The organism is Streptomyces sp. NBC_01622 (genome assembly GCF_045209635.1).
Lineage (GTDB): Bacteria > Actinomycetota > Actinomycetes > Streptomycetales > Streptomycetaceae > Streptomyces.
Map to the genome: position 1 here is coordinate 11,192,833 of NZ_CP109293.1, position 24,757 is coordinate 11,217,589.

Consider the following 24,757-nt stretch of genomic DNA (forward strand, 5'->3'; position numbering starts at 1 on the left):
CATCGTGCGGAACCCCTACACCCGCCTGCCCGAGCGTTCCTTCTGGCGCACCGCGGTCGCCGAACCCGACCCGCTCGACATCACCGACCTGTGGACGCCGAAGTTCACCATCGGCCAGGACGATCCCGTCGTCACCGCCGGATCCTGCTTCGCCGCCCACATCGGACCAGCCCTCCTGGAGGAGGGCATGCACTGGTACGACGCCGAACCGCCACCGCCGGGCCTCACCCGCGCGGAGCGGTCGGCGCGCGGCTACCGCCGCTTCTCCTTCCGGACCGGCAACATCTACACCGCCGCCGCACTGCGCCAGTGGATCGCCTGGGCGCTCGACGAGGAGAAACCGCCCGAGGAGGTCTGGGCGGAGGACGGCGCCTTCCACGACCCGTACCGCCCCACCGTCGAACCGGACGGCTTCGCCTCGCCCGCCGACCTGCTGCGCTCCCGCGACACCACCCTCGCCGCCGTCCGCACCGCCCTCACCAAGGCCGACGTCCTCGTCTTCACCCTCGGCCTCACCGAGGCCTGGCACGACACCCGCACCGGCACGGTGCTGCCGATGTGCCCCGGAACCGTACGCGGCACCTTCGACCCCGCCCGCCACGTTCTGCGCAACCACACGGTGGCCCAGGTCCACCACGACCTGACGGCCCTGCTCGCCCTGGCCCGCACCGTCAACTCCCGGCTGCGCATGGTCCTCACCGTCTCCCCGGTCCCCCTGACGGCCACCGCCACCGGCCGCCACGCCCTCGTCGCCACCACCCACTCCAAGTCCGTCCTGCGCGCGGCGGCCGGCCAAGTCGCCGACGAGAGCGCCGACGTCGACTACTTCCCGTCGTACGAGATCGTCACCGGCTACCCCTACCGGGCGGCCTTCTACGAACCCAACCTCCGCACGGTCAGCCCCGACGGGGTGGCCTTCGTGATGCGGCACTTCTTCGAAGCCGTCCAGGGCCGGACCACCACGCCCTTCACCCCCACCACCGTCGACGGCGGAGAGGACAACCGGTGTGACGACGCAGTGCTCGACTACTACAACCCCCGCCCGCTTCCTGCTGCTCGGTGACTCCCACGCCGGTTGCATCGGCCGCGCCGCGCAGGCGGCCGGTCTGCTCTTCGCCGGCGGCCCGGTCGGCTCCGGGCGCGACTTCCTGGGCCCGTTCTTCGACACCGACACCACCGACCTCACCTTCCGGCAGGCCGAGACACAGCGGCTGTACCGCGAGTTCCTCGACACCCTCGACGTACCCGCGCTCGCCGGACTGCGGGTGCCGCTGGTGTGCACCTTCGGCCTGAGCGCCCACACCGTCGCCACCCGGCAGAACTGGGACCTCTACCGCGACCGGCACGGCACCGTCCCGGCCTCCTTCCTGCACAGCGGCCTCTTCGCCGACCTGATCCGCGCGACGGTCCGGGGCGCGCTCGCCTTCTACGACCACGCCGCCGACCTGGGACTGCGCGTACTGGCGCCCCTGCCGCCGCAACGGGTCCCCGCCATGTCCGACCCGGACGTCTTCTTCGCCGCGCAGGACATCCTCGTAGACGAACTCACCGCGAGAGGCGCCGACTTGGTGGATCTGCGCCCCCGCGTCACCGACGGGACCGGCCTGCAGCGCCCCGCCTTCTGCCAGCCGGACGACACCATCCACGGCAACCTCGCCTTCGGCCGCCTCGTCGTGTCCGAACTCCTCGACCGAGGCCTGTGAGCCTCCCCTTCCGTCCCCCCTTCCGCACCCCACCGACACCAAGGAGGTCCCCCATGGAGGACTACGCGCTCAAGGCCGTCGAACGGCTCACCACCCGCCCCGCCGAGCCCTACGACACCCTGTCCGCCGCCCCGATCACCCCGCTGCTGGGCGCGGAGGTCACCGGCCTCGACCTGTCCCGGGAACTGACACCCCAGCAGGAGAAGGAACTCAAGCACGCGTTCCAGACCCACCACGTCCTGGTCTTCCGCGACCAGGACATCACCCCCGAGGAACACAAGCGCTTCGCGGGCGTCTTCGGCGAACTGCACCCCGTCGCCCTCGCACCCGAGGGATCCGACCCGTACATCCTGGAGATCAAGGCGACCAAGGAGTCCCGGGACGTGGCCGGCAACGGCTGGCACGCCGACGGCACCGCCGACCCCGAGCCCTCCCTCGGCTCACTGCTCTACATCACGACCATCCCCGAGGGCGGCAGCGGCGGCGACACCGTCTTCGCCAACATGCACCTCGCCTACGACCTGCTCTCACCCACGATGCGCGGCTTCCTCGACGGCCTCACCGCCCTCCACGACGGAGCCCTCCCCTGGACCGCCGCCGGACAGACCCCGCCGCCCGAGTACGAGGTGCCGCGAACCGAACAGCCGGTCGTCGTCCGGCACCCGGAGACCGGCCGCAAGCTGCTCTTCGTCAACGCCCCCTACACCTCCCACATCACCCAGCTGTCCCGCGCCGAGAGCGACGCACTGCTCGACCTGCTGTACGCGCACATAGCCCGCACCCCGCTGCTGCACTGCCGGGTCCGCTGGCAGGAGCGCACCCTCGTCCTCTGGGACAACCGCAGCGTCCAGCACCACGCCGTCTGGGACTACTTCCCGCACACCCGGGAGGGCCGCCGCGTGGCCGTCAACGGCAGTTCCCTGCAGGCCTGAGCCATGCCCACGACCGATATCGCTCCTGCCGCGGCCCCGGCTTGGCTGCGGCACATCGCCAGGGACCTCCAAGAGCAGCTGCCGACGGACGTCCGGGACGACTGGACGGCCCGGCTGCACGACCTTCTCGACGAAGTCCCGGACACGGGAGGCCTGTTCGCCGTCCATGTCTGGCAGGCCGAGACGATCCTGCCGCTCCTTGCGGAGGCGGCGCAGGAGGGGGAGGCCGCCGTGTTCGCGGCTCCGGGAGACCTGCACCGTGCGGCGGCGCGCGGCAGGACGCCGGACCAGGACACCTGGAGAACGGCGCTCACCCCCATGCTCCTGCACCTCTACGACGCGGCCTACGACCGGGCCGGCGCCTACACCGAGGCCCACACGGGCGCCCGCGACTACGCACTGGCCAACGGCTTCTCCGCGAGCGAGGCGGACGGATACGGCCACGAGTACGCACAGTCGAGCAGCGACGCGAACGCGCGGGCCTGCGCCGAGGCCCACGCACAGGCACTCGGTCCCGCACTGGCACGGGCGTACGCGACCGACGGGTGCGAGGCGTACGCCGACACGTTTCCTGCCGCCCAACTCCGGGCCGTCGTCCGGGCCACGACGAAGCAGGGCGACCCGGTCCCCGCCACACGCCTGGCCGAGGGTTTCCTCTCGGCGCTGGAGTCGTCGCGGCCGTAGACCCTCGGAACGCTCTGCGCCGGGCGGTGTCGTAGGCGCGGCCGAGGCGCGGTGAGTTGTCACGGTCAGGGCAGTCGGGCCCTGACTTCCGGCGACGAGCGGGGTCAAACAGATCCGCGACTACATCGACTCCTGGAACGAGAACGCGAAACTCTTCACCTGGACCGCCACCACCGACGAGATCCTCGTCGAGGTCCGACTTGTCCAGATCGACGTGAAGAAACTCGTCAATAACAACGCGAAGTAACGCAGTCAGGATCACGAGACACTAGTTCGTGCACTCAACCCAAATCGGGAGCTCGATGAGACCGTTCATGACCATAGTTTCGTGGAAACGCAGCTCTGACGGCTCCACGGTCAGACCGAAACTCGTTGTTCCCGAGAGAAACGCGCGCAGGGCCTGCGCCGCAATCAGACGCGTGACTGGAATACCCAGACATGAATGCCGCCCGCGACCAAACGTCAGATGTTCGAAATCCCGACCGCGAGTGGGGTCAAACCTGTGAGCATCGGGAAACGCTGACGTGTCCCTGTTGCAAACGTCCACCCCGATGATGAGCAGAGTACCTGCGGGAACTGCGTACTCGCCTATCACGGATGGCTCCTTCGTCATCCGATAGATCCCCCGCGCAATCGGGCTCGCGTACCGCTGCACCTCATGGACGAGGCCAGGCAGTAGCGTCTCGTCATCGCGTACGAGACTCTGAGTCATCGGATCTTGCGCCAGGCAGAGGATTCCATTCGTAATCAGTGCCGCCAACACCTCGACACCCGACAGCGCGAGCAGTCGAGTGTTCGCCGCAACCTGTCGATCGTCGAGAGAAGGCAGTTCCGCCATCAGGTCCGACACGAGGTCATCGGCGGGGTGAGCACGCCTGTCGCGCACCCAGTCGACGAGCGTGGCGTCAAGTTCGCGCACCGGGTATCCCTGGTAAACCGCGGTCCTCAGGGCCGAGACGAGGTTTGCGTCAAGTCCAAGCAATCGCGACATGACACTGTCGGCGATAGGCGCGCCGATCGACGCGACCGCGTCGAGCCTCCCCAGGGCGAGAGCGCTCTCGATCGAGTGTTGGACATCCTCAATCAGCTGGTCCGAGACATCGCGCACGCGAGCATCGATGACCCTCCGAAGTGCGCGCCGTACGAGACGATGTTCTTCCCCATCGGTTTGGTTGACCGCGAAGACCGTCTCGGACATCGAATCCGGATGCGCTTCGGCCGGCTCGTCGAAAACGCTGGCCATGAGTTCGCCCGCACTGCCGTAGGTTTCGACGTCGGACAAAATGCGGGTGGCTTCGCGGTGATCGTTGACGAGCAGTCCCACTCCTGCCGTTCCCATGCGCATCGGAACGACGGTGGCAGCTGGATCCGCCGGCCCTCGCGAAATAGTCCGCTCATCGAGTGTCTTGCGGAAGAGAATGTTGCCGTCAGACACACCAGACTCCTTGCCTTACGGCAATACCCACACAGTGGTCGCCGGAACGAAAGACGAGGTCGTGCAATTCAAGAGCGTGCAGACTGGCCGCCTCTACGGGGGTGATCGTGTGCCCCCAACGGCTTGCGTCAAGAACGGCTGCCGCCGGTTCCGAGCGGTCGATATCGACGCGGCGACGCTCCCCGTAGCGTGTGTCCTCAATGGCTAGGAACGTCGGACCGCGCCGAACGACAAGGGATTCCCCCTGCAGCGCCGACCACGCAAAGGTGCCGTCCGACTGCCGTGGCGGGTCGAGGTGGCGAAGGCACCCGAGCTCGAGGGCGCCACAGTCGCCGCTCCACGAAACCCGCAAGCCAACGCCGCGCGCGTCGCGGAGCAGCGCGATCAAGGAGACGAGTTCACGATCGCCCATCTCCGACATGGCAAAATGACCGACGAGTCGAACCCCGGCGTATCCCGACCGGGTAAGGGTGACAAGATTCTCCCTGCTGTGCATCGAGTGGAGATTCACTGGCGCGAAGAGCCTTCGTCGGTTCGACCGTTGCCCTGCTGTCTGCTTCGTCACCAACGCAATCCTGTCGCGAGCGCCAAATAGGTGGCATCCTCATGAAAAATGATTCCGAGCTCTATCCAATTCTCGACGAGCTCTTCGAGCTGACCTTCCGGCACTGCAATCCCGAGCGAGCGCATCATGGAAGCGAGTGCAGGAAGCGTTTTGCCCTTGGCCAGTGCACGGTAGGCCTCGGCCTCGAGACCCGGTTGAAGCACCACCTCACGGGAGGGCCAGGTGGACCGGTCGTCGACGACGATGAGCGAGTCGTCCGGCGCCGGCAGAGCGACCAGCCGAGAAATCGATGCGTTGGCCCTCCAGTTCGCGACCGCTTCGCCCAACAACTCATACGTCTCAGGTGATATGCCGGCGGGCTCGGACTCGAATACGTAGACGAAGTCGTCGAGGGCGTCCACTACCCCCTCGTAAGCGCTCACCAGGTTGCGCGAGGGACCGAGAATCTGGAGACCGAGTTCTGGATCGTCGAAGTAGGGGCTGAAGCGTTCCAGTTTGATCGGGAAAACCCCGGCGGGCGGCGTCAGATGATGGAGGGATGGGAGCGAGTCAATCAACGCCGTGTAGTCGCGGTCATGTTCCCCGGGGAAACCCACAAGGATGTTCCACGACGGATAGATCCTGCAGGTGGCACAGTCTCGTAGGAATCGCACGTTCTGCCACCCGGTCACCCCCTTGCGCATGATGCGTAGGATCGGTGTACAGAGGCTCTCGACACCCGGTTGTAGTTGCGTGAAACCGGCGCGCGCAAGGGACTCGAGTTGACCGAAATTGAGGTTCGATTTCACCTCGGCAAACAACCGAACGTCCCATTCAGCGGGCAGCGCCATATCCGTGGTCAGTCGAACGACATGCTCGGGCGCCAAAATGTTGTCAGCAAACACCAGGTCAAGCACGTTGTGCCGACGGACAGCTCGGCTGGCCTCCGCTTGCACGCGCTCGGCAGGCTTTGCGCGATGGGCCATGGCCGACCCGTTCAAGCCGCAAAATGTGCAATGGTGCTTCGCACCCCACCAGCATCCGCGGCTGGCCTCCAGAGGAATCTTGACGTCGATGAGTTGAGCGGCCGGAGACTTCCGCAAATCGCGGAAATAGTGATCGTAGACGGGCTCCGGCACCGCGTTCATGGAGACGGGTGTCGGTCCGATGGGGTTGCTTACCGAGGCTCCGTCGATGTCGGATCGCCAGCACAGGCCGGGCACGGCACGCAGCAGTTCGTCATGCCTGTTCTCGTCACCGCTACGACATCCTGCGACGTGGGCGATGAGTGGCGCGATCGAGCGCTCTGCCTCGCCCCGGATCACGTAGTCGAACTCCGTGCGAGCGCGGTGGACTGCCGTACCTTGAACGCCGTCGCAGTTCGCCCCGCCGAGCATCGTGACGATGCTCGGGGACAACTCCTTGATGCGGTGCGCGAGCGCGAACGAGGCAATGTTCTGATCGAACGTCGTCGTCAACCCCAGGACGTCGACACCTGACGCTACGAGATCTCGGGCCAACTCGTCGATGAAGGCAGGCGCCGCGCGGAACATCGCACAATAGGCATCGACGTGCTCACTGTCGCTCACAAGGTCATAGAAACTCGTGTGGCGTGGGTCGATACCAGGGCGGAAACAGCTGGAGAAGATCCATTCGCCGACCCCGAACACTTCGGCATCGACGATCAGTTCGTAGTGCTCACGTTCGAGGCGTGCTTCCCGGACCAAGAAGTCGAGCCACCGAATATTGGCATAGACGACGTCGAGCTTCTCGACTTCTCCGCGCTGTTCGAACAACGGAGCGATCGTGCTCAGCGCCAGTGAGGGCATGTCCACCACGGCCCAGGGCATGCAGACCAGCGCAACCGAAAGCGCATCCTCGTGCACGACCGGCGGGTTTGGATCCAGCACCGGTCGTTTCTGCCCGATCTGCATCAATTCCACTTCGGCTCCTCATTGTTAGCCTGTTTCAGGATGCCTTTTGGTCGGCGGGTTTCTCGATCTTGGTGTTCACCCGCGCGCCTCGGAAGAGCACCGGGAGCCACAGGAGACCTGCCAGCAGGGGGACCGCGGCGTAGGTGGCCATGCCCACACTGGAGCCCAACCCGTCCATGAGTGTGCCGAGGACGAGATAGCCGGTGCCGATGAGCACCGACTCCACGAATGCGATCATCGACAGCAGGCTCGCCCGGTGGCGCGACGGCACCGCCTCGTTGAGCACGTTGTCCACGAGCACCGCGGTGATCTCGGGAATTCCGACCAGGACCAGAAACGCGGCGATGGTGACCCAGACAAGGCCGAGGCCGCTCAGGCCGAGTGCCACGGCGAGCGTCAGAAGAGACACCGGGACGATGACCCGATACCCGATGCGCTTGTTCGCGCGGTCCGACAGCAAGGGAACGAGCCCGCCGACGAAGAATCCTGCCGATATGACCACGCTGACCAATGCGGTGCCCGCTCCCTGATCGGAGAGGGTCTTCTGCGTGAAAATGATGTACGGCGTCAAAGTCGCATGCATCAATCCGGACACCACGACAAGCGTCACGAGGGCTGGCGTTGCGACCCGTAGCATCGCCCGCCATGCTGTGGCGTCGACGTGCGCCTTCTCGGCTCCGTCCTGCTGCTCGTCCACCGCGTCCGCGCCGCGGATCTCGGGCACCCGTGCAATCAGCACCACCACGGCCAGGACGAGGCACGACGCCGAAGCGACATAGACGATTCCCCAGGAAAACTGCTGCAGTTGGCCGCCGAGGACGATGGCGACTCCCGAGGTGACCGTCCCGAGCATGGTGAACCGGGACTTGATCTTGACGTAGCCGGCCGTTGCACCACGACGCACGAGCAGGTCGTACAGCAGGGCGGTGTCCGAACCGGACACACATGCCATGCCCACGCCCTGGCCGATGAACAACGTCAGGAACACCCAGTAGTTGGAGGACGCCACCTGACCGAGCAGGCATCCAGCTATCAGTACCTGGCCGATCGCGATGCTGGCACGCCTGCCGACTCGGTCAGCGATGACTCCCGTCGGCAACTCCGCAAGTCCGCTGACCAGGTAGATCAGAGTCTGAAGGAGGGCCACTTGCCCGGCGGAGAAGCCTCGATCATAAAGGAAGATGACGAATACGCCACGCTGGAACAGCGAGTTGGAGAGCACGGCGTATACGTAGAACGGGCGCGTGACGCTTCGTGCTGCATCGTCGACTGCAGCCGACCCGCCAAGGGCCTCCGTGGTGGTCATGCTGCGTGCTCCCCCTGGTGAATCCGGTGATCATTGGTGTTGGGCCTCTGCCGTCGACCGGAATCTACAGTCCGTACTTCGCTCAGGACATCGGGCCGCCCCTCCGGGAACCGTTGCCAGGCGCCGCGGCCGTCGTCGGTGGAGGTGCCAAGTGTGGAGACCCTCCACTACCGGCAGACTCGGCTCAGGCCGGCCGGGCCCGATCTGCAACCACTCCACTCCGGCTCCTGTCACCGGTTCGACCTCATTCACTTACCAGCTCACGGGCATCTTCTTGACGCCGTACCCGAGCCCGTCGTCCATGAACGGGAGGTCTCCGAGGTCGGCGGCCAGGGCCAGTGTCGGTATGCGCCGGAACAAGGCGGCGAACACGACCTGGAGCTCCAGGCGGGCCAGTGGTTGGCCGGTGCACTTGTGCACACCGAACCCGAAGGCGAGCTGCTGGCTGGCATCTCGGCGCAGGTCCAGTTCCCCGGCATCGGGGAACACGCTTTCGTCGCGGTTGCCGATCTCCTCCGGGAGGATCAGACCCTCGCCGGCGCGGATCACCTGCCCGGCGATCTCGATGTCCTCCACGGCCACGCGGCGACGGCCGGGCTGGACGGTGGTCAGGTACCGCAGCAACTCGTCGACGGCCGCGGCGACCTCGGGGCCGTCGGAGTCCTTCAGGACAGTGATTTGGTCGGGATGTTGCAGCAGGGCCAGCGTGCCGAGCGCAATCATGCTGGCCGTGGTCTCGTGCCCCGAGACCAGCAGGAACAGGACCAGCATCACCAGCTGGTGTCGGTTCAACTGGCCCGTGGCCAGCCGTTCGGTGGCCAGCTGGGACAGCAGGTCGTCTTCGGGGGCAGCGAGCTTGCGGCCGATCAGCTTGGCCAGGTAGTGATACAGCTCGCGCTGGGACTTGTTCACGACGTCGTCCGGTACGTCGCTGCCGGTCATTGTCCTGATGGCGTGCTGGAAGAAGTCGTGGTCCTCGTAAGGGACGCCGAGCACGTGGCAGATGGTGATGGACGGAATCGGCAGGGCGAAATCCGCCACGAAATCCGCCGGCTTCGGGCTGGCCAGCAGAGCATCGATGTGGTCGTCGACGACTTGCTGGACCGTGGGCCGCAGTTGCTCGACCTTGCGGGGGGTGAACGGCCGGGCGATCATCCGGCGCAGCCGGAGATGCTCGGGGCCTTCCATTGCGGTCAGGAACTGGCCTTCTTCATGGTGGTCCTGCAGAAACTGACTGTGGAACGGGTAGCCCGGCTGCATCCAGTCCGCGCTGACCCGGCGGTCCGACAGCAGCGCGCACTGCTCCGCATGCCTCGTCACCAGCCACGGAGTGCTGCCGTCCCAAAGACGAACTCGGACCAGCGGTGCCCGTTCCTGTAGCTCGGCGAGCTCAGGCGCCGGATCCAGCGGACAACCAGTCGCCCTGGGAATCGGAAAGAGCGGGACTGCCGTGGATTCCAGATCAGGAACGTTGGCCTGCGAAGACGTCACAATCCTAGCTCCGTCCCGAATTTCACATAACGGAAGAAACATTGAAAGTGGGGCCGATGGCACCCGCACCCTCCAGGCTGATGCAGAAACCACGAGCCGAGCGTTCGTCGGGAGACGATCCCTCAGCCTCAAGAGACCTCATGACCACCGGCAGGAAGGCCCTGTCGGATGCCCTGAATGACGGGGCTGGCTGAGTGGAGTGATCGCCGAATCGGCTTCCGCGACCTGCGGATTCCGATCCTTGATCTTTTGCGCCAACATGGCGGGAAATCATCCATGTTCAGTCCTTGTCCGCTGAAGGTGAGCAGCGTCAAACGGCGACCTCTCCGCTTGGCATTGTTCTGGACCGGCAGCAGCCTACCCAGATTCGATCAAGCCCTACAAGGGGTGGGAAAGGCCTGGCGCCCGTCGGTCGGCGGACATCGGGGCACGTACGCGATGTGCCGGAACCGCACGGGCCGCCGACAGTTTCCACCCCATGAAATGCCCCCAACCGGAGCGGTGAAGTACTACTTCCACTACCGGCATGATGAGGGATCTGAACAGGACATTCGTGACCTGTTGCGCTGACGACCGCGGGAGAAGCGGAATCGATTGACCGTCGGCGGTCCTCTCGCTTTCCCCGGATCGGGCAGGCCCGGTGACATCGCGTCCGCCGCTCAGGGAGAGGTCCCCATCAGCGGGTCCGGCGCCGCGTGCGCGATCTGATTCGGATCACCGAATTGCGCCGAGATCCGCCCCGCGGCGTGGGGAGATCGCTTCTCGGAAGCGCCCTCGTGATCTTGCGCGCTGGAAGGCTGAAGAACTCCCATCGCTGCAGGCCGCAGGGCACTTCTTCATTCCCGGCGACATCGCCGCCGCGCCTCGGCTGATGGATCCGGGGACAGGTGTGGCAACGGGAAACGTGTGCACTGCCCATTGACGAGACGCCAAAGACTGTATGAGATAAGGATGTTGGAACCAGTCAAGGTAAAGAGGGGTCAAAAATGGCGCAGGCAGTGCAGGAACGTTCGGCGACCGTGATAGACGAGGCCGAACCGGACATGGTGCTCTTCACCGACGAGGAAGGTCTTGACCTCGACGATGACGTCGAGTTGATCGCTCTGTCATCGGCTACTTTGGGTGCCATCGTTGCGCGGCGCTGCTGATCGCATCTGATGCCGAATCAGAAACGACTGGCCCTCTCGTTTGCTGGAGAGGGCCAGGTGTCGGCTCGATCGTCCACGCTGCATGCTCGCGTGACGCTCGGTCGGCCCTTGATCAATTCCGATGTCAATTCTCCGTTCTTCGTTCCTCTCGGACTGCTCTGCATTGCCTCACCACTGGTGGCGCATGGTCATCCCACCGTCGTCGTCGACCTGGAGTACGAGCACCGGATCGGTGCCTTCGAGCCCGGTGATGCTGACTGGCTCGACCAGACCTGCGCTCGCTTCCTCGCCGACGATCCCGAAATTCTCGGTCTCACCTGTCTCGCGGACACCCTCCCGGCATGCCTTCTCATCGGGCGTGAGGTCAAGCGGCTCCGGCCCGATGTCACGGTGGTTCTCGGTGGACCCGGGACGTTCGGTGTCTTCCCCGATGCCCTCCCGCGCTTCGGGGACTGTGTCGACTTCGTGTGCCGCGGCGAGGGAGAGCTCGCGATCACCGCCCTCGCGGATGCCATTGCCGACGGGGCCGATCCCGCCGGGGTACGCGGCTTCTGGTCGTGCAAGAACGGCCAGGCCGTTTCCAGCGGGCCTCAGCCGACCACGAACCTGAACCTCGTGCCGATGCCCGCGTATGACGCCGTCCCGATGGGCGACTACATCCGGCTGTCGACCCCGCACATCTTCGACGTGCACATCGGCTCCGGGTGTACCTACTCGTGCAAGTTCTGCATGACGTCGACGTTCTGGGACCGCGACTTCCGGATCAAGGATCCCGCGGTCATCCTCGATGAGCTTCGCTTCCTGCATCGCACGTATGGGGTGACCCAGTTCAACTTCCTGCACGACAACTTCGCCAACAAGCGCACGTATCTTGACGAGTTCGTGGCCTATTTCTCCGAGCACAACGACATGTTCGAGTGGGGCTGCGCGGTCCGACCGGACAATGTCAACCCGTCCCTTCTGCGGCGCATGGCCGACGCGGGATGTTTCAACATCTTCTGTGGCACGGACGCGGGATCGGAGAAGATCCTCAAAGCCATGCTGAAGATGCCCTCGACGAAGCGGACCTACGAGTTCTTCCGGTCCGCCCGGGAAGTCGGCATCCAGTTCGAGACGAACACGATCGTGGGATACCCGGACGAGAGCGCCGAAGACCTCGAGAAGGCACTGGAGGTCGTCTTCGACGCGATCGCCTACGGTGCCGTCAACAGTGACCTCAGTGTGCTTCAGCCGCTTCCCGGCGCTGAGATCACGGATGAGTACCGGGCTGAACTCGAACCGCTCGAAAGCGGACTCGACGTCATGGGCACCTTCCTCCCGTCGGACGTCCGCGCGCTCATCAAGGACGATCTGGCGACCTTCACCGGATTCACCTTCATTCGCAGCGGGAATCGGGAGTACGAGTACTACCAGGACGTGTTGCGCCTTTCCCGGTACTTCACGCGCCGCTATTATCACCTGCTGCGATTCCTCAAGCAAGGTGCGGGACACACGTACGTTGAACTCATCGACGCACTGCTCGCACGGGCTGCAATGCCCATCGAGGAAGCGCTCGCTGAGATTCTGGCGCACCTGGAGGGCGTGCATGCGCAAGCTGCCAGGGCGCTTTTCGCATACGACTCCATGCTTGCGGAGTTCCGGGGGGACGAGGTCGAGGAAGAGCTCGTCAACGTATACAGGCGGCCGGCCACCGTCGAGGAAAAGCCGCATTTCCTGATCGCGGACTTCGATGTCGACGTCGTCACGATGATTTCCGACCCGCGCGAAATCACCTGGGAGCCGGAGCTGAACCGTCCGACGGTCGTGGTCGTGTATCGCGCAAGTGAGGCAGAGGTGTCGACTCTCCGCCTGACGCCGGCGCAGGCCAAGGTGTTCAAGGCCCTCATGCCGCGCGGGCGGGAAGAACGCGAAGCTCTCCTCGCGAACATCGCCCCTGGGCGGCTGAGCGAGGTCGCGACGGCGGTGGCAGGGTTGTGTGCGCAGATCGACGCCTCGCCGGACGCCCCCGAACGGACTCCCCCTGTGGTCGACACCCCACTCGTGACCACGTGAACGTGACGCGCCCTGTCATTGTCGAGGTGGATGACGACCCGATTCGATGGAACGGGCCCACGGGAGGCGACTACCTGAGCCGTTGGTTCGCCGCGGCCAGCCAACGCAGCCGAGTCGATCTCATGTGGGTCGCGGACGACGGGCTGAGTCAGCACTACCGCGTCCAGCAGGGCGCGTCCTTCTCCGACGGGAGCCCGGTGCGTGCGCGCGATCACGCCCGGGCGATCCGGACCGCGCTCGCGGTTCCGTCGCTCCAGCGGTTCCTGCGCGACATCCGCGCGGTCCGTACATCGAAGGATGCGCTCGTCATCGAGCTCCGCCGTCAGGCGCCGCACCTTCCCAGCCTGCTCCGGAGCGTCGATCTCGCTCCGATCTCGTCGTGCGGGCAACTGTCCTCCGGTACGTACGAGCGTGCCGTGCGCACCGCTGATGACGAGTACTGGCTCGAACCCGTCAAGGCCGGCACGCCACCTGTGCAGGTGCTCGTCCGCCGTGATCCGCACGACGCCCCGGAGAGGTTCCGGCGGGGCGAGGTCGATGTGACGTGCGCGACGGCGTTTCCGCTCGACCGCGTCCCGGACTTCGCGGACAGCCAGGTGTTCCACACGGCACCGACCGCGATTGAGATGCGTCTGGAGATCAACCCCGACAGCCCGTCGGCGGTGGGCGACGCGGAGTTCCGTCGCCGGCTCCTCGGCGCGATCCGCTACGACCGCCTTGTCGCACGCTGCTGGAACGGTGCGGAGTCGGCAGCGTCCGACCACCACGTCGAGGCACCGCCCAGCACCGTCGGCTCCGGCGTACGGCTGCGCCTGGGGTACTGGGACTACTACCCCAACCGGGAGGTGGCCGAAGAGGTCGCGGCCCAGTTGACCGAGAATCTCGGTGTCGAAGTCGAGCTGGCACCCGCCGACTTCGTCTCGGGCTCGGCGCAGTCCTGCGACCTGCTCCTCGCGTTGCGGGGCCCGCTCTTCGAGGATCCGATCTGTGCTCTGGACCTGCTCGACCCGGCGCGCCGTGACCCCGTCCTCGCGCCGCTGCTGCACCGGCTGTCCGAAGTCCCGGACGACGATGCGGCGTGCGACGAGCTGCGGCGAGCGGTCCGCGAGCAGTGTCCGGTCCTGCCGCTCCTGCGTCTCCGAGGCCACTGGTTGCAGCGCGAGGCACTGGCAGGTCGGCCCTGGCCGCCAATGGGCGCCGTGCGCTTCCCTCGGTTCAGCTGGTACGCCGATTCTTCATGATCTTCGCCAAACGGTGATCTCGCTACGAAGGAGGGCCAGGGATGGCTGACGGAATCGACCGCTATGTGCTCTCGCCGGCGGCGACCTGGTCCCGCGACGGCGATGAGTTGCGCGTTTTTTCCGACCAGGTACTGCTGGTCCGACGCTGCCCTGAATCGATGTTCGAATGGCTCAAAGCGGTCTCCGACGAGCCGGCCGGCCTCGCAGCTCCGAGAGGAAGCCAGGTGGACGCCATCGTGCGTACGCTTCTTCGGCTTCGCCTCGTAGTCGCACCGTTCGACCGTTCGTGGCACTCGTCCGCTTGGAGGAATCAGGTCGAGTACTTCGCGGCCTTGGGTCTGGATGCCGGCGCGGCACAGGATCGGCTGCGCGCGGCGCACGTGACCGTTCTCGGCGTCGGCGGCATCGGCGGCGCGGTGCTGGCTGAAATCGTGGGTGCGGGCGTGGGCGGACTCACGCTCGTGGACGGCGACCGGGTCGCGCTGGAGAACTTGAACCGCCAATATCTCTACCGGCGTTGTGACGTCGGACGGGCAAAGGTCGATGTGGCCCGCGAGTGGGTGCGTGAGCGCCTCCCCGAAGCGGAGCCGACCGCTGTGATGGAGACCATCACGACCAGCGAGGCGTTGGTGCCGTACCTGCGCGAAGGTGGGTTCCTCGTTGTCGCGGCCGACCGTCCTGCATCGCTGCCGGAACTGTGCGCTCAAGCCTGTCTTGAGCGCGGAGCGTCGATGATCACGGGAGGCTGCGGCCTCCGAGTAGGGTCGAGTGGCCCGCTGATCCGGCCCGCCGATGTCCCGGCCTTCATCGCGTCACGCCAAGAGGCAAAGGCCACGGCCGGAGCCGCGGTCACACCGATGGCGGCCTCGTTCGGCCCGGTCAATACGCTGGTGGGCGCGACGATGGGCCGTGATCTCATCTTCGGCATACTCGGTGTGAGCGCCCGAACGACTTCGCATCGCGTCGAGCTGCTGGGGACGGCTTTGACCTGACCTTGATCATTAACCTCGCTGCTGCTGTTTCAGGCGGACGTGTTCGGCGAGGGTTTCGATTCGTTTCACGGTCTTCCCGGGCTCGTGACGTGGGGCTGGCCTGCGGTTCTTCGAGCCGGGTGGGCGTCCGGGTCCGGGTTTGGAGGGTCTGGGCACGTCGGCGGGACGGGCGGTCTTCACACGGAGGTGGCGGAACCCCCGGCGGACCCGGGCGGGGGTGAGCCGGCGCGGCGCGGTGGGCCGTTCCCAGGTCCGGCGGAGGTCCTCGGCGAGGGGCCGGGCGAGGCGGAGTTGGGCCCCTTGGTAGCTGCCGGTGTCGGCCTGGCTCCAGGGTCGGGGCGGGCGGCCCGAGGGCTACTGTCACCGTCGGCTGCTGGACGCGATCCGGTACCTGGTCGCGGGCGGGACCTCCTGGCGGGCGATGCCCGTGGACTTCCCCGCCTGGGGCCGGGCCATGCCTTCCTTTGCCGCCGGCGCGAACACGGGCTGATCACCGAGATCCACGACCGGCTGCGCGGAAACGTCCGTGAGCGGGAGGGCCGTGGAGCCGAAACCCAGTGCGCCGTTGCCTCCGTGGCCGCGATCGGGTTGGCGACCCCGGCTGCCGCTCAGTCGGACCAGGCAACTGCCGCGTGCACAACCTCGCGTACCGCTGACGGCAAGTACGTAGGGCCAGCCGCACCACCGGCCGCTTACGTCGTCGGCACGGCGTGCAACGAGAGTGGCTGCACCACGATCGGCGGAGACATCGTCAGCGCGCCCAACACCTCATGGGCCCGGGCGGGCAGTTGCTACTTCGGCGGCGATATCAAGGCCGCCTTCGTCTGAGGGCCGCAATGTTCGGATCGTGAAAGTGGCGCCCGCCTTGAAGGGGGTGACGGTGGCCTGGGATGACCAGATACGGCGGGAAATCCGATGCCGGCCGCCTTCTGCACCACTGCCAGGAGACGTGCTCCTTCTTGACGAGCCGTCTCCCCGTTTCGGTCTGACGGACATCGACGATCCGTGGTTCCGGACCCGGACGGTCACCATCCTGGTCCGGCACTGGACACGGCGGCCGGGCCCGTACACGATCCCGTGCATGACAGTCGAGGACGCCATCACCGCCACCGCCGACCGGATCGCCGCGCTGCTCCCGGCGGGGACCGACCCGCGGACGCCGCTGCCGGGCGCCGAGTGGACGGTGGGGGAGGCGGCAGCGCATCTCGCGCTGGCGGGGAAGCTGATGCGGGACATCGGGGCGGGCAAGATACGGCCGTACGGCGACGGGACACCCGGTGGCCTCGCGGCGGCCAACAGCGCGTCCCTGGCCGCCTTTCCGGAGCGGGATCCGGTGGTCCTCGGCACGGTGATAGCGGACCAGGCCCGGGCCTTCGTCACGGACACCGCCGGCCGCTCTCCGCAGGAGCAGGTGCTGACCCCCATGGGACCAATGGACCTGGTCACCCTGGGCTCGTACCTGCTCACGCATCTGCTCGGGCACGGCTACGACATCGCGGTCGCGCTGCGCCGGCCGCACATGGTGAGCCGGGACGTCGTCCCGTTCACGCTGCCCTTCATGCGGCTCGCCATGCCGCGCGTGGTGAGCGCCGCCGCGGCCGGTCACCACGCGTGCTACGTGGTACGGACCGGCCGCAACCGCTTCGCCGTCACCTTCGCCGACGGCGTCCCCACGGTCAGCGACGAGCCGCCGAGGCGCCCCGACTGCACGATCGCCATCGACCCCGTCGCCTTCCTCCTCCTGGCCCTCGGCCGCTGGACCGCCCCCGCCACCATGGCCCGCGCCAAGGTGATCACCTGGGGCCGCAGACCGTGGCTCGGTCCGCGCTTCCCGGGGCTCTTCACGGCGCCGTAGCCGACGGCCCGAACGCCCCTACGCCCAGCAGCCGTTGACGGTGGCGGCGAGGCCGTCGAGGGCGTCCTTCGTCGCGGCGGGGTCGGCGGTGGAGTTGTTCTCGACGAAGGAGAAGATCTTCCAGGCCCCGTCCGCCGCTTTCGTCAGTCCGCTCAGCGCGATCGCGCCGGTGAGCGTGCCCGTCTTGGCCATCACCTTGCCGACGGCGCACTGCGAGTCGGCGGTGTCGAACCGGCCCCACTCGGGTCCCAGGGTCGAACCCGCCTCGCCCGAGACGGGCAGTCCGTCGATGATGTACTTGAGCGTCGGGGCGTTGGCCGGGTCGTCGGCCAGGTCGAGGATGTCGGCGATGGTCTGGGCAGGGATGCGGTTGGAGCGGGACAGCCCGCTGCCGTCGTGGATCTCGAAGTTGTCCAGCGAGATGCCGTACTGGGTGAGGATCTGGCGTACGACCGCCGTACCGTCCTCGAAGGTGGCCGGGCGGTCGGAGGCGAGCGCCGTCATCCTGAGCAGGGTCTCGGCGATATCGTTGTCACTCACCTTGAGCATGTGCTCCACGATGGCCGACAGCGCCGCGGACTGATGCTCCGCCACTGGGACCGCTCCGGTGCCCGCGACGCCGTGCGTGACACTGCCGGTGACCGTGACACCCTGCGCGGCGAGGAGCTTCGCGAAGGTCTGCCCGGCGTCCAGGGACGTGTCCGTGACGTGGTGACCGTCGACCACCAACGCCCGTACGGGAGCGATGGAGTCGGGGTAGTAGCCGTCGTTCCAGCCGATGGCGAGGGAGGGCTCGGGGAAGAGGCTGTCGTCGACCTGGACCTTCACCGAGGTCAGGCCCGCGTTCTTCAGGCCCGCGACGACGGTCGTGACCATCGCATTGAGGTCGGCGGAGGTCAGGGTGCGGTCCCCGCCACCGACCAGGGTGAGGGTGCCGGCGTCGTAGACGACCTTCGTGGTGAAGCGGTGATCGGGACCGAGCACCGTGAGCGCGGCGGTCGAGGTGGCCAGCTTGGTGTTGGACGCCGGCATCAGCGCGGTGGTCGCGTCATGGCCCCACACGACGTTGTCGGACTGCGCGTCGATGACCACACCGCTGAGCGTCGTGCCCAGCCGGGTGTCCTGGATGCGGGTGTCGAGGTTGGTCGCGATCTGCTGCTCGGCGGGGTCCAATGTGGCGGCGGTCTGCCCGGCGGCGAACGCGGACGTGCCGAACAGGATCGTCCCGGCGACGGGGGCGGTCACCGCGATGACGGCGGCCCGGCGGAACATCGGACTGACCGTTCTGCTCTTGCGGTGGCGTCCACTCGCGTGGTCGGTGGAGGGGGAGTTGGGCATGGCGGCCTCGGTACAGGGGAGTGTGAGTGGGGACGTACGAAAGACCCGGGGATCTTGAAAGGGGAAAGTAACAGTTCCAACTCACGTTACCCATGGGTACGTTGTGGAGAGCGGGAGCCTGGCTGATTTGCGACGGTGCCGCGTCAGTCCTCGTCCCCGAAGGGCAGCGAGTCGAGGTCCCCGGTGAAGTCCTCCAGGCTGGGGAACATCAACTCCAGTGCGTCGGGCGGCAGTTCCTGCCGGGCGCCGGAGGCGGTCAGCGCCTGCTCCGTCCAGATGCACTTGCCCGTCGACGTGTAACGCGTCCCCCAGCGCTGGGTGAGGGCGGTGATCAGCTGCAGGCCGCGCCCGCCCTCGTCCGTGTCCGTGGCACGCCGGATACGAGGCATCGTCAGACTGCCGTCGAAGACCTCGCAGATCAGCTCGGCGCCGTGCAGCAGGCGCAGGCTGACCGGGCCCTTGGCATGCCGCACCACATTGCCCACCAGCTCGCTGGCCAGGAGTTCCGTGGTCGGGGTCAGATCATCGAGACCCCAGGTGCTCAGCTGCTCCCGCACATGACGGCGGGCCTGGCCGGCCGCTCGCGGGTCGTCGGGGAGCGACCAGGAGGCGATCCTGTCGGGGGTCAGGGCGTGCAGCCGGGCGACGAGGAGGGCTGCGTCGTCGGCCGTCGGATGCTCGGCGGGCAGCAGACCCGCCGTGAGGGTGTCGCACAGCCGCTCTAGCTCCAGCCGCTCGGAGCCCGCCTCCGCGCCGGCGCCTGACCGGTGCGCCGCGCTCAGCAGCCGCGCCAGATCCGACATGCCCTCGTCCATCTCACGCTTCGACGACTCCACCAGACCGTCGGTGTAGAGCACCAGCAGACTTCCCTCCGGCACCTTCAACTCGACCGTCTCGAACGGCGGTTCAGCCGCGCCGAGCGGCGGGTCGGCCGACAGCTGAGGGAAGTGCACCGTGCCGTCCGGATGGACCACGGCCGGTGGCGGATGACCGGCCCCGGCGATGGAACAGATCTGGGTCGTCGAGTCGTAGAGCGCGTACAGACAGGTCACGTACGACTCCTCGCCCATCCCGGCGACGAGCTCGTTCAGGTGGCTCATGATCTCGTCGGGCGGCAGCTCCAGGTCGGCCAGGGTGTGCAGCGCGGTGCGCAGCCGGCCCATCGTCGCCGCCTCGGGCAGACCATGGCCCATCACGTCGCCCACCACCAGCGCCACCTGGCCGCCGGAGAGCGGGATGATGTCGTACCAGTCGCCGCCCACGTCCATGCCCTGGCCCGCCGGGAGGTAGCGGGCGGCGGCGGTGCACGCCGGCAGGTCGGGCAGTGCCCGGGGGAGCAGACTGCGCTGGAGCTCGCGGGAACGGTCGTGCTCGGCGTCGAAGAGCCGGGCTCGTTCCAGAGCCTGGGCGACGAGGGCGCAGATCGTGGCGAGGAGGGTGCGTTCCTCGTCGGTGAGCCGGCGGGGGTGGTCGAAGGCCACGACGCAGACGCCGAAGGTGTGGCCGGACGCCGTCAGCGGCAGGAACGCCCACGCCTGCTTCTGGGCCCTGGCCGGTCTGGCGGCCAGCTCGGGGTAGCGGGCCGCGTACTCCCCGACCGAGGAGAGGAACAGCGGCACGCCGGACGCGATCACGTCCCAGGACGGCTCACCGGGGGTCCGGGCGCGGCCGTCGACGACGCCGAGGAATTCCTCCGGGTAGCCGTCCGCTCCCACGGTGTGCAGCCGGTCGCCCTCGATGGCCTGCACCAGAAGTCCGGTGGCGGCAAAAGGCGGCAGCACCCGGCGGGCGACCGCGGCCACCACGTCCTGAGAGGTCGTCGCCTTGGCGAGGGCGGCCGTCAGCTCCCCGATCCGGGCCGCGCGCCGGGCCACCGCCAGCTCGGACGCCCTGCGCTCCTCCTCGTGCTGGCGCTTCTCGGTGACGTCGGTGAGATAGAGGGTGACCCCGTCGGGACCCGGGACCAGCCGCAGGTGGTGGCGGCGGCCGGTGCCCTCCAACTGGGCGTCGAAGCCGACGGGCGTCTCCTCGGCCGCGGCCTTCCGGCAGCGGTCCTCCAGCCCCGGGACGTTCCGTACCGTGGGCAGCTCCCACAGGAGGCGCCCGAACAGCTCCTCCTCGGACAGGCCCAGCGTGCGCTCCGCCTCCAGGTTGGCGAAGGTGATCCGCCAGTCGTCGTCCACCGCGAGGAAGCCGTCGCTCATGTGGCGCAGGGCCCGGCTGAGGGAGTCCCGGGCGGACCGGGACTCGTTGCTCTCCCAGCCCACACCGATCATCCGGAGGGGCTCGCCCTGTTCGTCGTAGGTCGCCCGGCCGCGGGCCCTGGTCCAGCCGTAGGTGCCGTCCAGACGGCGCACCCGGTACTCGGCCTCGAACACGCCGTGCTCGCGGATCGCCCGGTCCACCGCGTCCAGCGTCGGCGGCAGGTCGTCGGGATGGACGCACACCATCCAGTTCTCGACCCTCGCCGTGTAGTCCTCGGGGCGTGTGCCGTAGAGCTCCAGGGCCGCCTCGTCCCAGATCAGCTCGCCGCCGCGGATGTCCCAGTCCCACGAACCGACGCTGACCTCCTTCAGCGCCTGCCGCAGCCGGTCGCGGTGGCCGGCCGGCTCCGTCGTGGAGGGGCCGGAGGGCGGCGGCGCCTGGCTCATGCGCTCCTCGGTCCAGGCGACCAGGTCGCGGAGGAAGGCCCACTGCCGCGGTGTGGGCTCACCCTGCTCGCCCATCAGGACCGTGAGCGCGCCGATGCTGCGGTCCCCGCCGGACACCGGTACGGCGGCCAGACCGGTACCGGGCCACGAGAGCTTCCGGCCCGCGGACCCGCTCACGGGCGCGGGCTCCACCGGAACCCACACACCACTGCCCTGGTGCAGCGCCCTGGCCGGGGCCGTCGGGCCCTCCTGGTCGATGATCTCCCACGGGCGGGTCAGGGCGGGAGGCAGACCGGTCGACGACACCAGCCGCAGCGCGGACATCGGGCCACGCAGATGAATCGCTCCACCGAGGGCTCCCAGCTCGCCCACCGCGTGCTGCAGTGCCAGCCGGAAGACTTCGCTCTCGGTGACGCCGGGGTCCACAGTTCCGAGCAGAGCCAGACGTGCGTTCATACCGTAAATTTTACCGTTCCCGCCTCACATGACACGCTCTCCGCAGTACTCCCACCTTGGCTCAAGCTGTCGCGCACGGCTCTCAACAGTCAGGATTCCAGGCCGAGTTGCATCGGAGTGCCGCCGATGTTCCCTCCGGCGACAATACTCGGCATCCGTGACGGCCGCGCCCTGTGCGACAGCAGGGACGGCCGACCGCGCACCGTTCACGGAAGGGGTGGCAAGCGGTAACGACCGACGACTACCTTCGTGCTCGTCCCGGAACCCCTTGATCACGCCCGCACGTTGTCACACCGTCAGGCTCACCGCCCACCCGCCAACGAGGAGCGGCATGGACATCGGCGTTTTCATCCCCATCGGCAACAACGGCTGGCTCATCTCGAAGAGCTCGCCCCAGTACCGACCGAGCTTCGAGCTGAACAAGGCCATCGTGCAGAAGGCCGAGGAACACGGGCTCGACTTCGCGTTGTCGATGATCAAGCTCAAGGGATTCGGCGGTGAGACGGAGTTCTGGGACCACAACCTGGAGTCGTTCACCCTGATGGCGGGCCTGGCCGCCGTCACGGAGCGGATCAAGCTCTACGCCTCCACCCCCATCCTGGTGCTGCCCCCGGCGATCGTCGCGCGCATGGCCACGACGATCGACTCCATCGCCCCCGGCCGCTTCGGCATCAACATCGTCACCGGCTGGGCTCCCGGCGAGTACTCCCAGATGGGCCTGTGGCCCGGCGACGAACACTTCGGCAACCGCTACGCCCGCGCCGCCGAGTACGTCACCGTGATGAAGGAGCTGTGGAGCGAGGGCGTCAGCAACTTCAAGGGCGAGTTCTACGAGATGGACGACTGCGTGCTGTCCCCGCGCCCGGCGGACGGCCACATCGACATCGTCGCCGCCGGACAGAGCAACACCGGGATCCGGTTCGCCGCCGAGCACGCCGAGTACAACTTCATCCTGGGCAGCGGCGTCAACACGCCCCTGGCGCTGTCGGGCACCACGGCCACGCTCGTCGAAGCGGCCGAGGAGACCGGCCGTGACGTCGGCGCGCTCTCCCTCTTCATGGTCATCGCCGACGAGACCGACGAGGCCGCCCGCGCGAAGTGGCAGGACTACCACGACAACGCCGACCACGCGGCGCTCGCGTACATGGCGGGCGAATCGGCCACCGACACCACCGCCGACGACACTTCCACCGCCCGGACCATCGTGCTGCCCGAGGGCGCGGTCAACTTCAACATGGGCACACTGGTCGGGTCGTACGAGACCGTCGCGAAGATGCTCGACGAGGTCGCCGAGGTCGAGGGCACCAAGGGCATCATGCTCGTCTTCGACGACTTTCTCGAAGGCCTGGAGAACTTCGGTACCCGTATCCAGCCGCTGATGAAGTCCCGCTCCCAGTCCAGCTGATCCCCTTCCCCGCGAACGCGGCCCCGGAGCCGGACACCCGCTGTCCGACCGCTCCGGGCGTCGCTCCGGACCCGCCAGGACAGGAAGGACGCCGCCATGACCCGTCGTTCCCAGCAGGAGGACTACGAGCGCGCCGGGCTCGACGGGCGGCTCAGCCCCGGCACCTCCCCGGCGCTGATCCTGGTGGACCCCGCCCGTGCCTACGTCGACCCGGACTGCCCGCTCTACGCCGGCGTCGAACCGGCGGCCGACGCGATGAGAACCCTGCTGGCCGACGCGCGCCGCGCCGGGATTCCGGTGGTCGTCACGCGGGTGCTGCTGAGGGCGGACGGCAGTGACGGCGGGGTCTTCCTGCGCAAGGTGCCGAGCCTGCGGGTATTCGTCGAAGGCAGCCCCTTCGGCGAGTTCATCGACGGACTGGCCCCGGCGGCGGGCGAACTGACCGTGACGAAGCAGTGCCCGAGCGCCTTCTTCGGCACCGGGCTGGCCGATCACCTCGCCGCCGGCCGTATCGACACGGTCCTCATCGGCGGACTCTCGACGAGCGGCTGCGTCCGGGCCACCGCCCTCGACGCCATGCAGCACGGATTCGTCCCGATCGTGGTCGAGGAGGCGGTCGGCGACCGCGATCCCGACATCCACGCGGCGAATCTCTTCGACATCGCGCACAAGATCGGTGAGGTGTGGCCGATCGGGCGCGTCCAGGAGTACTTGGACTCCTTCGGCTGACCGGGGCGTCGGATGCTACGCCGCGCGGTGCCGCCCCATGACGGGCTCGGCCAGCACTCTTGCCACCGGGCACAGAGTCTGACCGTGCCGGGCGAAGAGTTCGTCGCGCGAGTCGAAGTGGCCCAGATCCGCCACGACGTAGGCCGAGAGGTCGCACCCGGCGCCGGCTGTCGGGCAGAGCGTGGCGCCGTCCCAGTCGATCGCCGTTCTGGACAGCGCCTCGAAGAGCGTCTCCGAACCGGAATTGGTGAAGCCGGCGTCGAGGCCGTCGCTCAACTCCTCAAGGCTGCCGAAGAGTTCGGACACCGCCAACCAGGAGGCCGGACCGGCGGCGGACGGCACGTCGTCAAGACGGAATTCCGGCCAGGCCAGCAGAACCCGGTCCGGGACGATCCGGCGCAACCGGGGAAAGCGCGGATACCAGAACGTCCCGTCCAGCAGCAGACCGCGCACCCGTGTGGCCACCCCGGCGGCCCGCGCCACGGCTTCGAGTACGGCGAGCCGCTGGCTGCATGAACCACGGCCGCGGCGCAGCACCTCGGACACCGGCCGCTCGTCCTGCACCGAGTACACCGGCCGGACCGCCTCGGTGATCCGGCGGTGGGCGTGGCGCAGGGTCTCGATCCGGCGGACGGTCTCCGAGTCCGCCGTCACCTCGATCCCGTCGAGCAGCGAGGCCACGAGCGGATCCCGCCAGTCGAGGATCCGCGTCGGGGCCGTGCTCCCCTTCGCTGCCACACCGCCGGTCGTGCCGACGCGGGAACGCCTTCGCGGTGTGAGCAGCGAGCTCGTCATGACCATGGTCCTCTCGTCGGACGGCCCCGACGGTCAGGGACGTCCGGCGAGAGGACCATCATGAAG

Annotated in this window: 20 protein-coding genes and 1 pseudogene; 12 read left to right on the forward strand and 9 right to left on the reverse strand. The window is 67.5% G+C overall.

Features of this window, described 5'->3' with window-relative positions:
• Positions 1-4: 4 nt before the first annotated feature.
• Genes OH768_RS51700 through OH768_RS51715 form a run of 4 tightly spaced genes read left to right on the forward strand, consistent with a single transcriptional unit; the run spans position 5 to position 3,319 of the window.
• Positions 5-1,063, forward strand: coding sequence for a GSCFA domain-containing protein (locus OH768_RS51700; protein WP_406464455.1), 1,059 nt, complete (start codon positions 5-7; stop codon positions 1,061-1,063).
• Positions 1,008-1,703 (forward strand): hypothetical protein, encoded by a 696-nt coding sequence (locus OH768_RS51705; RefSeq protein ID WP_406464456.1) that lies wholly within the window; start codon positions 1,008-1,010, stop codon positions 1,701-1,703. Before OH768_RS51700 ends, OH768_RS51705 begins: the two co-directional genes overlap by 56 nt.
• A 53-nt stretch (positions 1,704-1,756) precedes the next feature.
• Positions 1,757-2,635 (forward strand): TauD/TfdA dioxygenase family protein, encoded by an 879-nt coding sequence (locus tag OH768_RS51710; protein ID WP_406464458.1) that lies wholly within the window; start codon positions 1,757-1,759, stop codon positions 2,633-2,635.
• A 3-nt stretch (positions 2,636-2,638) separates the two neighbouring features.
• Complete coding sequence (locus tag OH768_RS51715) at positions 2,639-3,319, forward strand: hypothetical protein (protein ID WP_406464460.1); 681 nt, start codon at positions 2,639-2,641, stop codon at positions 3,317-3,319.
• Positions 3,320-3,587: 268 nt separating this feature from the next.
• Here the strand turns inward: OH768_RS51715 and OH768_RS51720 are convergent, their stop codons facing one another.
• The 5 genes from OH768_RS51720 to OH768_RS51740 all read right to left on the reverse strand — a co-directional run bounded on the left by OH768_RS51720 (position 3,588) and on the right by OH768_RS51740 (position 10,029).
• Complete coding sequence (locus OH768_RS51720) at positions 3,588-4,754, reverse strand: cytochrome P450 (RefSeq protein ID WP_406464461.1); 1,167 nt, start codon at positions 4,752-4,754, stop codon at positions 3,588-3,590.
• Entirely contained in the window at positions 4,747-5,319 is a 573-nt protein-coding gene (locus OH768_RS51725) for a DUF5825 family protein (protein WP_406464463.1), read from the reverse strand. Before OH768_RS51725 ends, OH768_RS51720 begins: the two co-directional genes overlap by 8 nt.
• On the reverse strand, positions 5,316-7,232 hold the full coding sequence (locus tag OH768_RS51730; RefSeq protein ID WP_406465785.1) for a RiPP maturation radical SAM C-methyltransferase: 1,917 nt from the start codon (positions 7,230-7,232) through the stop codon (positions 5,316-5,318). Before OH768_RS51730 ends, OH768_RS51725 begins: the two co-directional genes overlap by 4 nt.
• Before the next feature lie 34 nt (positions 7,233-7,266).
• Positions 7,267-8,538: an MFS transporter gene (locus OH768_RS51735; RefSeq protein WP_406464465.1), complete on the reverse strand. Its 1,272-nt coding sequence runs from the start codon at positions 8,536-8,538 to the stop codon at positions 7,267-7,269.
• Positions 8,539-8,790: 252 nt separating this feature from the next.
• Positions 8,791-10,029: a cytochrome P450 gene (locus tag OH768_RS51740; protein WP_406464466.1), complete on the reverse strand. Its 1,239-nt coding sequence runs from the start codon at positions 10,027-10,029 to the stop codon at positions 8,791-8,793.
• Between the two features lie 986 nt (positions 10,030-11,015).
• Here OH768_RS51740 and OH768_RS51745 point away from each other — a divergent pair.
• The 4 genes from OH768_RS51745 (at position 11,016) to OH768_RS51760 (ending at position 15,462) form a co-directional block, all read left to right on the forward strand.
• Positions 11,016-11,177: a hypothetical protein gene (locus OH768_RS51745; RefSeq protein ID WP_406464467.1), complete on the forward strand. Its 162-nt coding sequence runs from the start codon at positions 11,016-11,018 to the stop codon at positions 11,175-11,177.
• Positions 11,178-11,186: 9 nt separating this feature from the next.
• On the forward strand, positions 11,187-13,229 hold the full coding sequence (locus tag OH768_RS51750; protein WP_406464468.1) for a B12-binding domain-containing radical SAM protein: 2,043 nt from the start codon (positions 11,187-11,189) through the stop codon (positions 13,227-13,229).
• A gap of 122 nt (positions 13,230-13,351) precedes the next feature.
• The gene (locus tag OH768_RS51755; RefSeq protein ID WP_406464469.1) at positions 13,352-14,470 is read left to right on the forward strand and encodes a hypothetical protein; all 1,119 of its coding nucleotides are present in this window, start codon (positions 13,352-13,354) and stop codon (positions 14,468-14,470) included.
• A gap of 41 nt (positions 14,471-14,511) precedes the next feature.
• Positions 14,512-15,462 (forward strand): ThiF family adenylyltransferase, encoded by a 951-nt coding sequence (locus OH768_RS51760; protein WP_406464470.1) that lies wholly within the window; start codon positions 14,512-14,514, stop codon positions 15,460-15,462.
• A gap of 9 nt (positions 15,463-15,471) precedes the next feature.
• Here OH768_RS51760 and OH768_RS51765 read toward each other — a convergent pair.
• Positions 15,472-15,756 (reverse strand): annotated as a pseudogene (locus OH768_RS51765) (transposase); the annotation flags it as partial.
• 19 nt (positions 15,757-15,775) lie between these two features.
• Between OH768_RS51765 and OH768_RS51770 the strand changes: the two are divergent.
• Both OH768_RS51770 and OH768_RS51775 read left to right on the forward strand, forming a co-directional pair.
• The gene (locus OH768_RS51770; protein ID WP_406464471.1) at positions 15,776-15,952 is read left to right on the forward strand and encodes a transposase; all 177 of its coding nucleotides are present in this window, start codon (positions 15,776-15,778) and stop codon (positions 15,950-15,952) included.
• A 591-nt stretch (positions 15,953-16,543) separates the two neighbouring features.
• Positions 16,544-17,317: a maleylpyruvate isomerase family mycothiol-dependent enzyme gene (locus OH768_RS51775; protein ID WP_406464473.1), complete on the forward strand. Its 774-nt coding sequence runs from the start codon at positions 16,544-16,546 to the stop codon at positions 17,315-17,317.
• 18 nt (positions 17,318-17,335) lie between these two features.
• On the opposite strand, the gene dacB is transcribed toward OH768_RS51775, so the two are convergent.
• A complete protein-coding gene (gene dacB, locus OH768_RS51780; protein WP_406464475.1) occupies positions 17,336-18,655 on the reverse strand; it encodes a D-alanyl-D-alanine carboxypeptidase/D-alanyl-D-alanine-endopeptidase in 1,320 nt (439 codons plus the stop codon).
• A 143-nt stretch (positions 18,656-18,798) separates the two neighbouring features.
• Positions 18,799-21,762, reverse strand: a complete 2,964-nt coding sequence (locus tag OH768_RS51785) for a SpoIIE family protein phosphatase (RefSeq protein WP_406464476.1) — start codon at positions 21,760-21,762, stop codon at positions 18,799-18,801.
• 331 nt (positions 21,763-22,093) lie between these two features.
• Here OH768_RS51785 and rutA point away from each other — a divergent pair, with 331 nt between their 5' ends.
• Together rutA and OH768_RS51795 are read left to right on the forward strand one after the other, a co-directional pair.
• Positions 22,094-23,167 carry a pyrimidine utilization protein A gene (gene rutA / locus OH768_RS51790; protein ID WP_406464477.1) on the forward strand — a complete coding sequence of 358 codons (1,074 nt, stop codon included), beginning with the start codon at positions 22,094-22,096 and terminating at the stop codon, positions 23,165-23,167.
• A gap of 96 nt (positions 23,168-23,263) precedes the next feature.
• The gene (locus OH768_RS51795) at positions 23,264-23,896 is read left to right on the forward strand and encodes an isochorismatase family protein (protein ID WP_406464479.1); all 633 of its coding nucleotides are present in this window, start codon (positions 23,264-23,266) and stop codon (positions 23,894-23,896) included.
• A 15-nt stretch (positions 23,897-23,911) separates the two neighbouring features.
• Here OH768_RS51795 and OH768_RS51800 read toward each other — a convergent pair whose 3' ends face one another.
• Entirely contained in the window at positions 23,912-24,691 is a 780-nt protein-coding gene (locus tag OH768_RS51800; RefSeq protein WP_406464481.1) for a transglutaminase domain-containing protein, read from the reverse strand.
• Between the last annotated feature and the right edge of the window lie 66 nt (positions 24,692-24,757).

Coding starts and splice junctions, on each gene's coding strand:
- OH768_RS51715 (WP_406464460.1), top strand. CDS start 2,639: ATGCCCACGACCGATATCGCTCCTGCCGCGGCCCCGGCTTGGCTGCGG.
- OH768_RS51745 (WP_406464467.1), top strand. CDS start 11,016: ATGGCGCAGGCAGTGCAGGAACGTTCGGCGACCGTGATAGACGAGGCC.
- OH768_RS51800 (WP_406464481.1), bottom strand. CDS start 24,691: ATGACGAGCTCGCTGCTCACACCGCGAAGGCGTTCCCGCGTCGGCACG.
- dacB (WP_406464475.1), bottom strand. CDS start 18,655: ATGCCCAACTCCCCCTCCACCGACCACGCGAGTGGACGCCACCGCAAG.
- OH768_RS51710 (WP_406464458.1), top strand. CDS start 1,757: ATGGAGGACTACGCGCTCAAGGCCGTCGAACGGCTCACCACCCGCCCC.
- OH768_RS51795 (WP_406464479.1), top strand. CDS start 23,264: ATGACCCGTCGTTCCCAGCAGGAGGACTACGAGCGCGCCGGGCTCGAC.
- OH768_RS51760 (WP_406464470.1), top strand. CDS start 14,512: ATGGCTGACGGAATCGACCGCTATGTGCTCTCGCCGGCGGCGACCTGG.
- OH768_RS51750 (WP_406464468.1), top strand. CDS start 11,187: ATGCCGAATCAGAAACGACTGGCCCTCTCGTTTGCTGGAGAGGGCCAG.
- OH768_RS51775 (WP_406464473.1), top strand. CDS start 16,544: ATGACAGTCGAGGACGCCATCACCGCCACCGCCGACCGGATCGCCGCG.
- OH768_RS51730 (WP_406465785.1), bottom strand. CDS start 7,232: ATGCAGATCGGGCAGAAACGACCGGTGCTGGATCCAAACCCGCCGGTC.
- OH768_RS51755 (WP_406464469.1), top strand. CDS start 13,352: ATGTGGGTCGCGGACGACGGGCTGAGTCAGCACTACCGCGTCCAGCAG.
- OH768_RS51735 (WP_406464465.1), bottom strand. CDS start 8,538: ATGACCACCACGGAGGCCCTTGGCGGGTCGGCTGCAGTCGACGATGCA.
- OH768_RS51785 (WP_406464476.1), bottom strand. CDS start 21,762: ATGAACGCACGTCTGGCTCTGCTCGGAACTGTGGACCCCGGCGTCACC.
- rutA (WP_406464477.1), top strand. CDS start 22,094: ATGGACATCGGCGTTTTCATCCCCATCGGCAACAACGGCTGGCTCATC.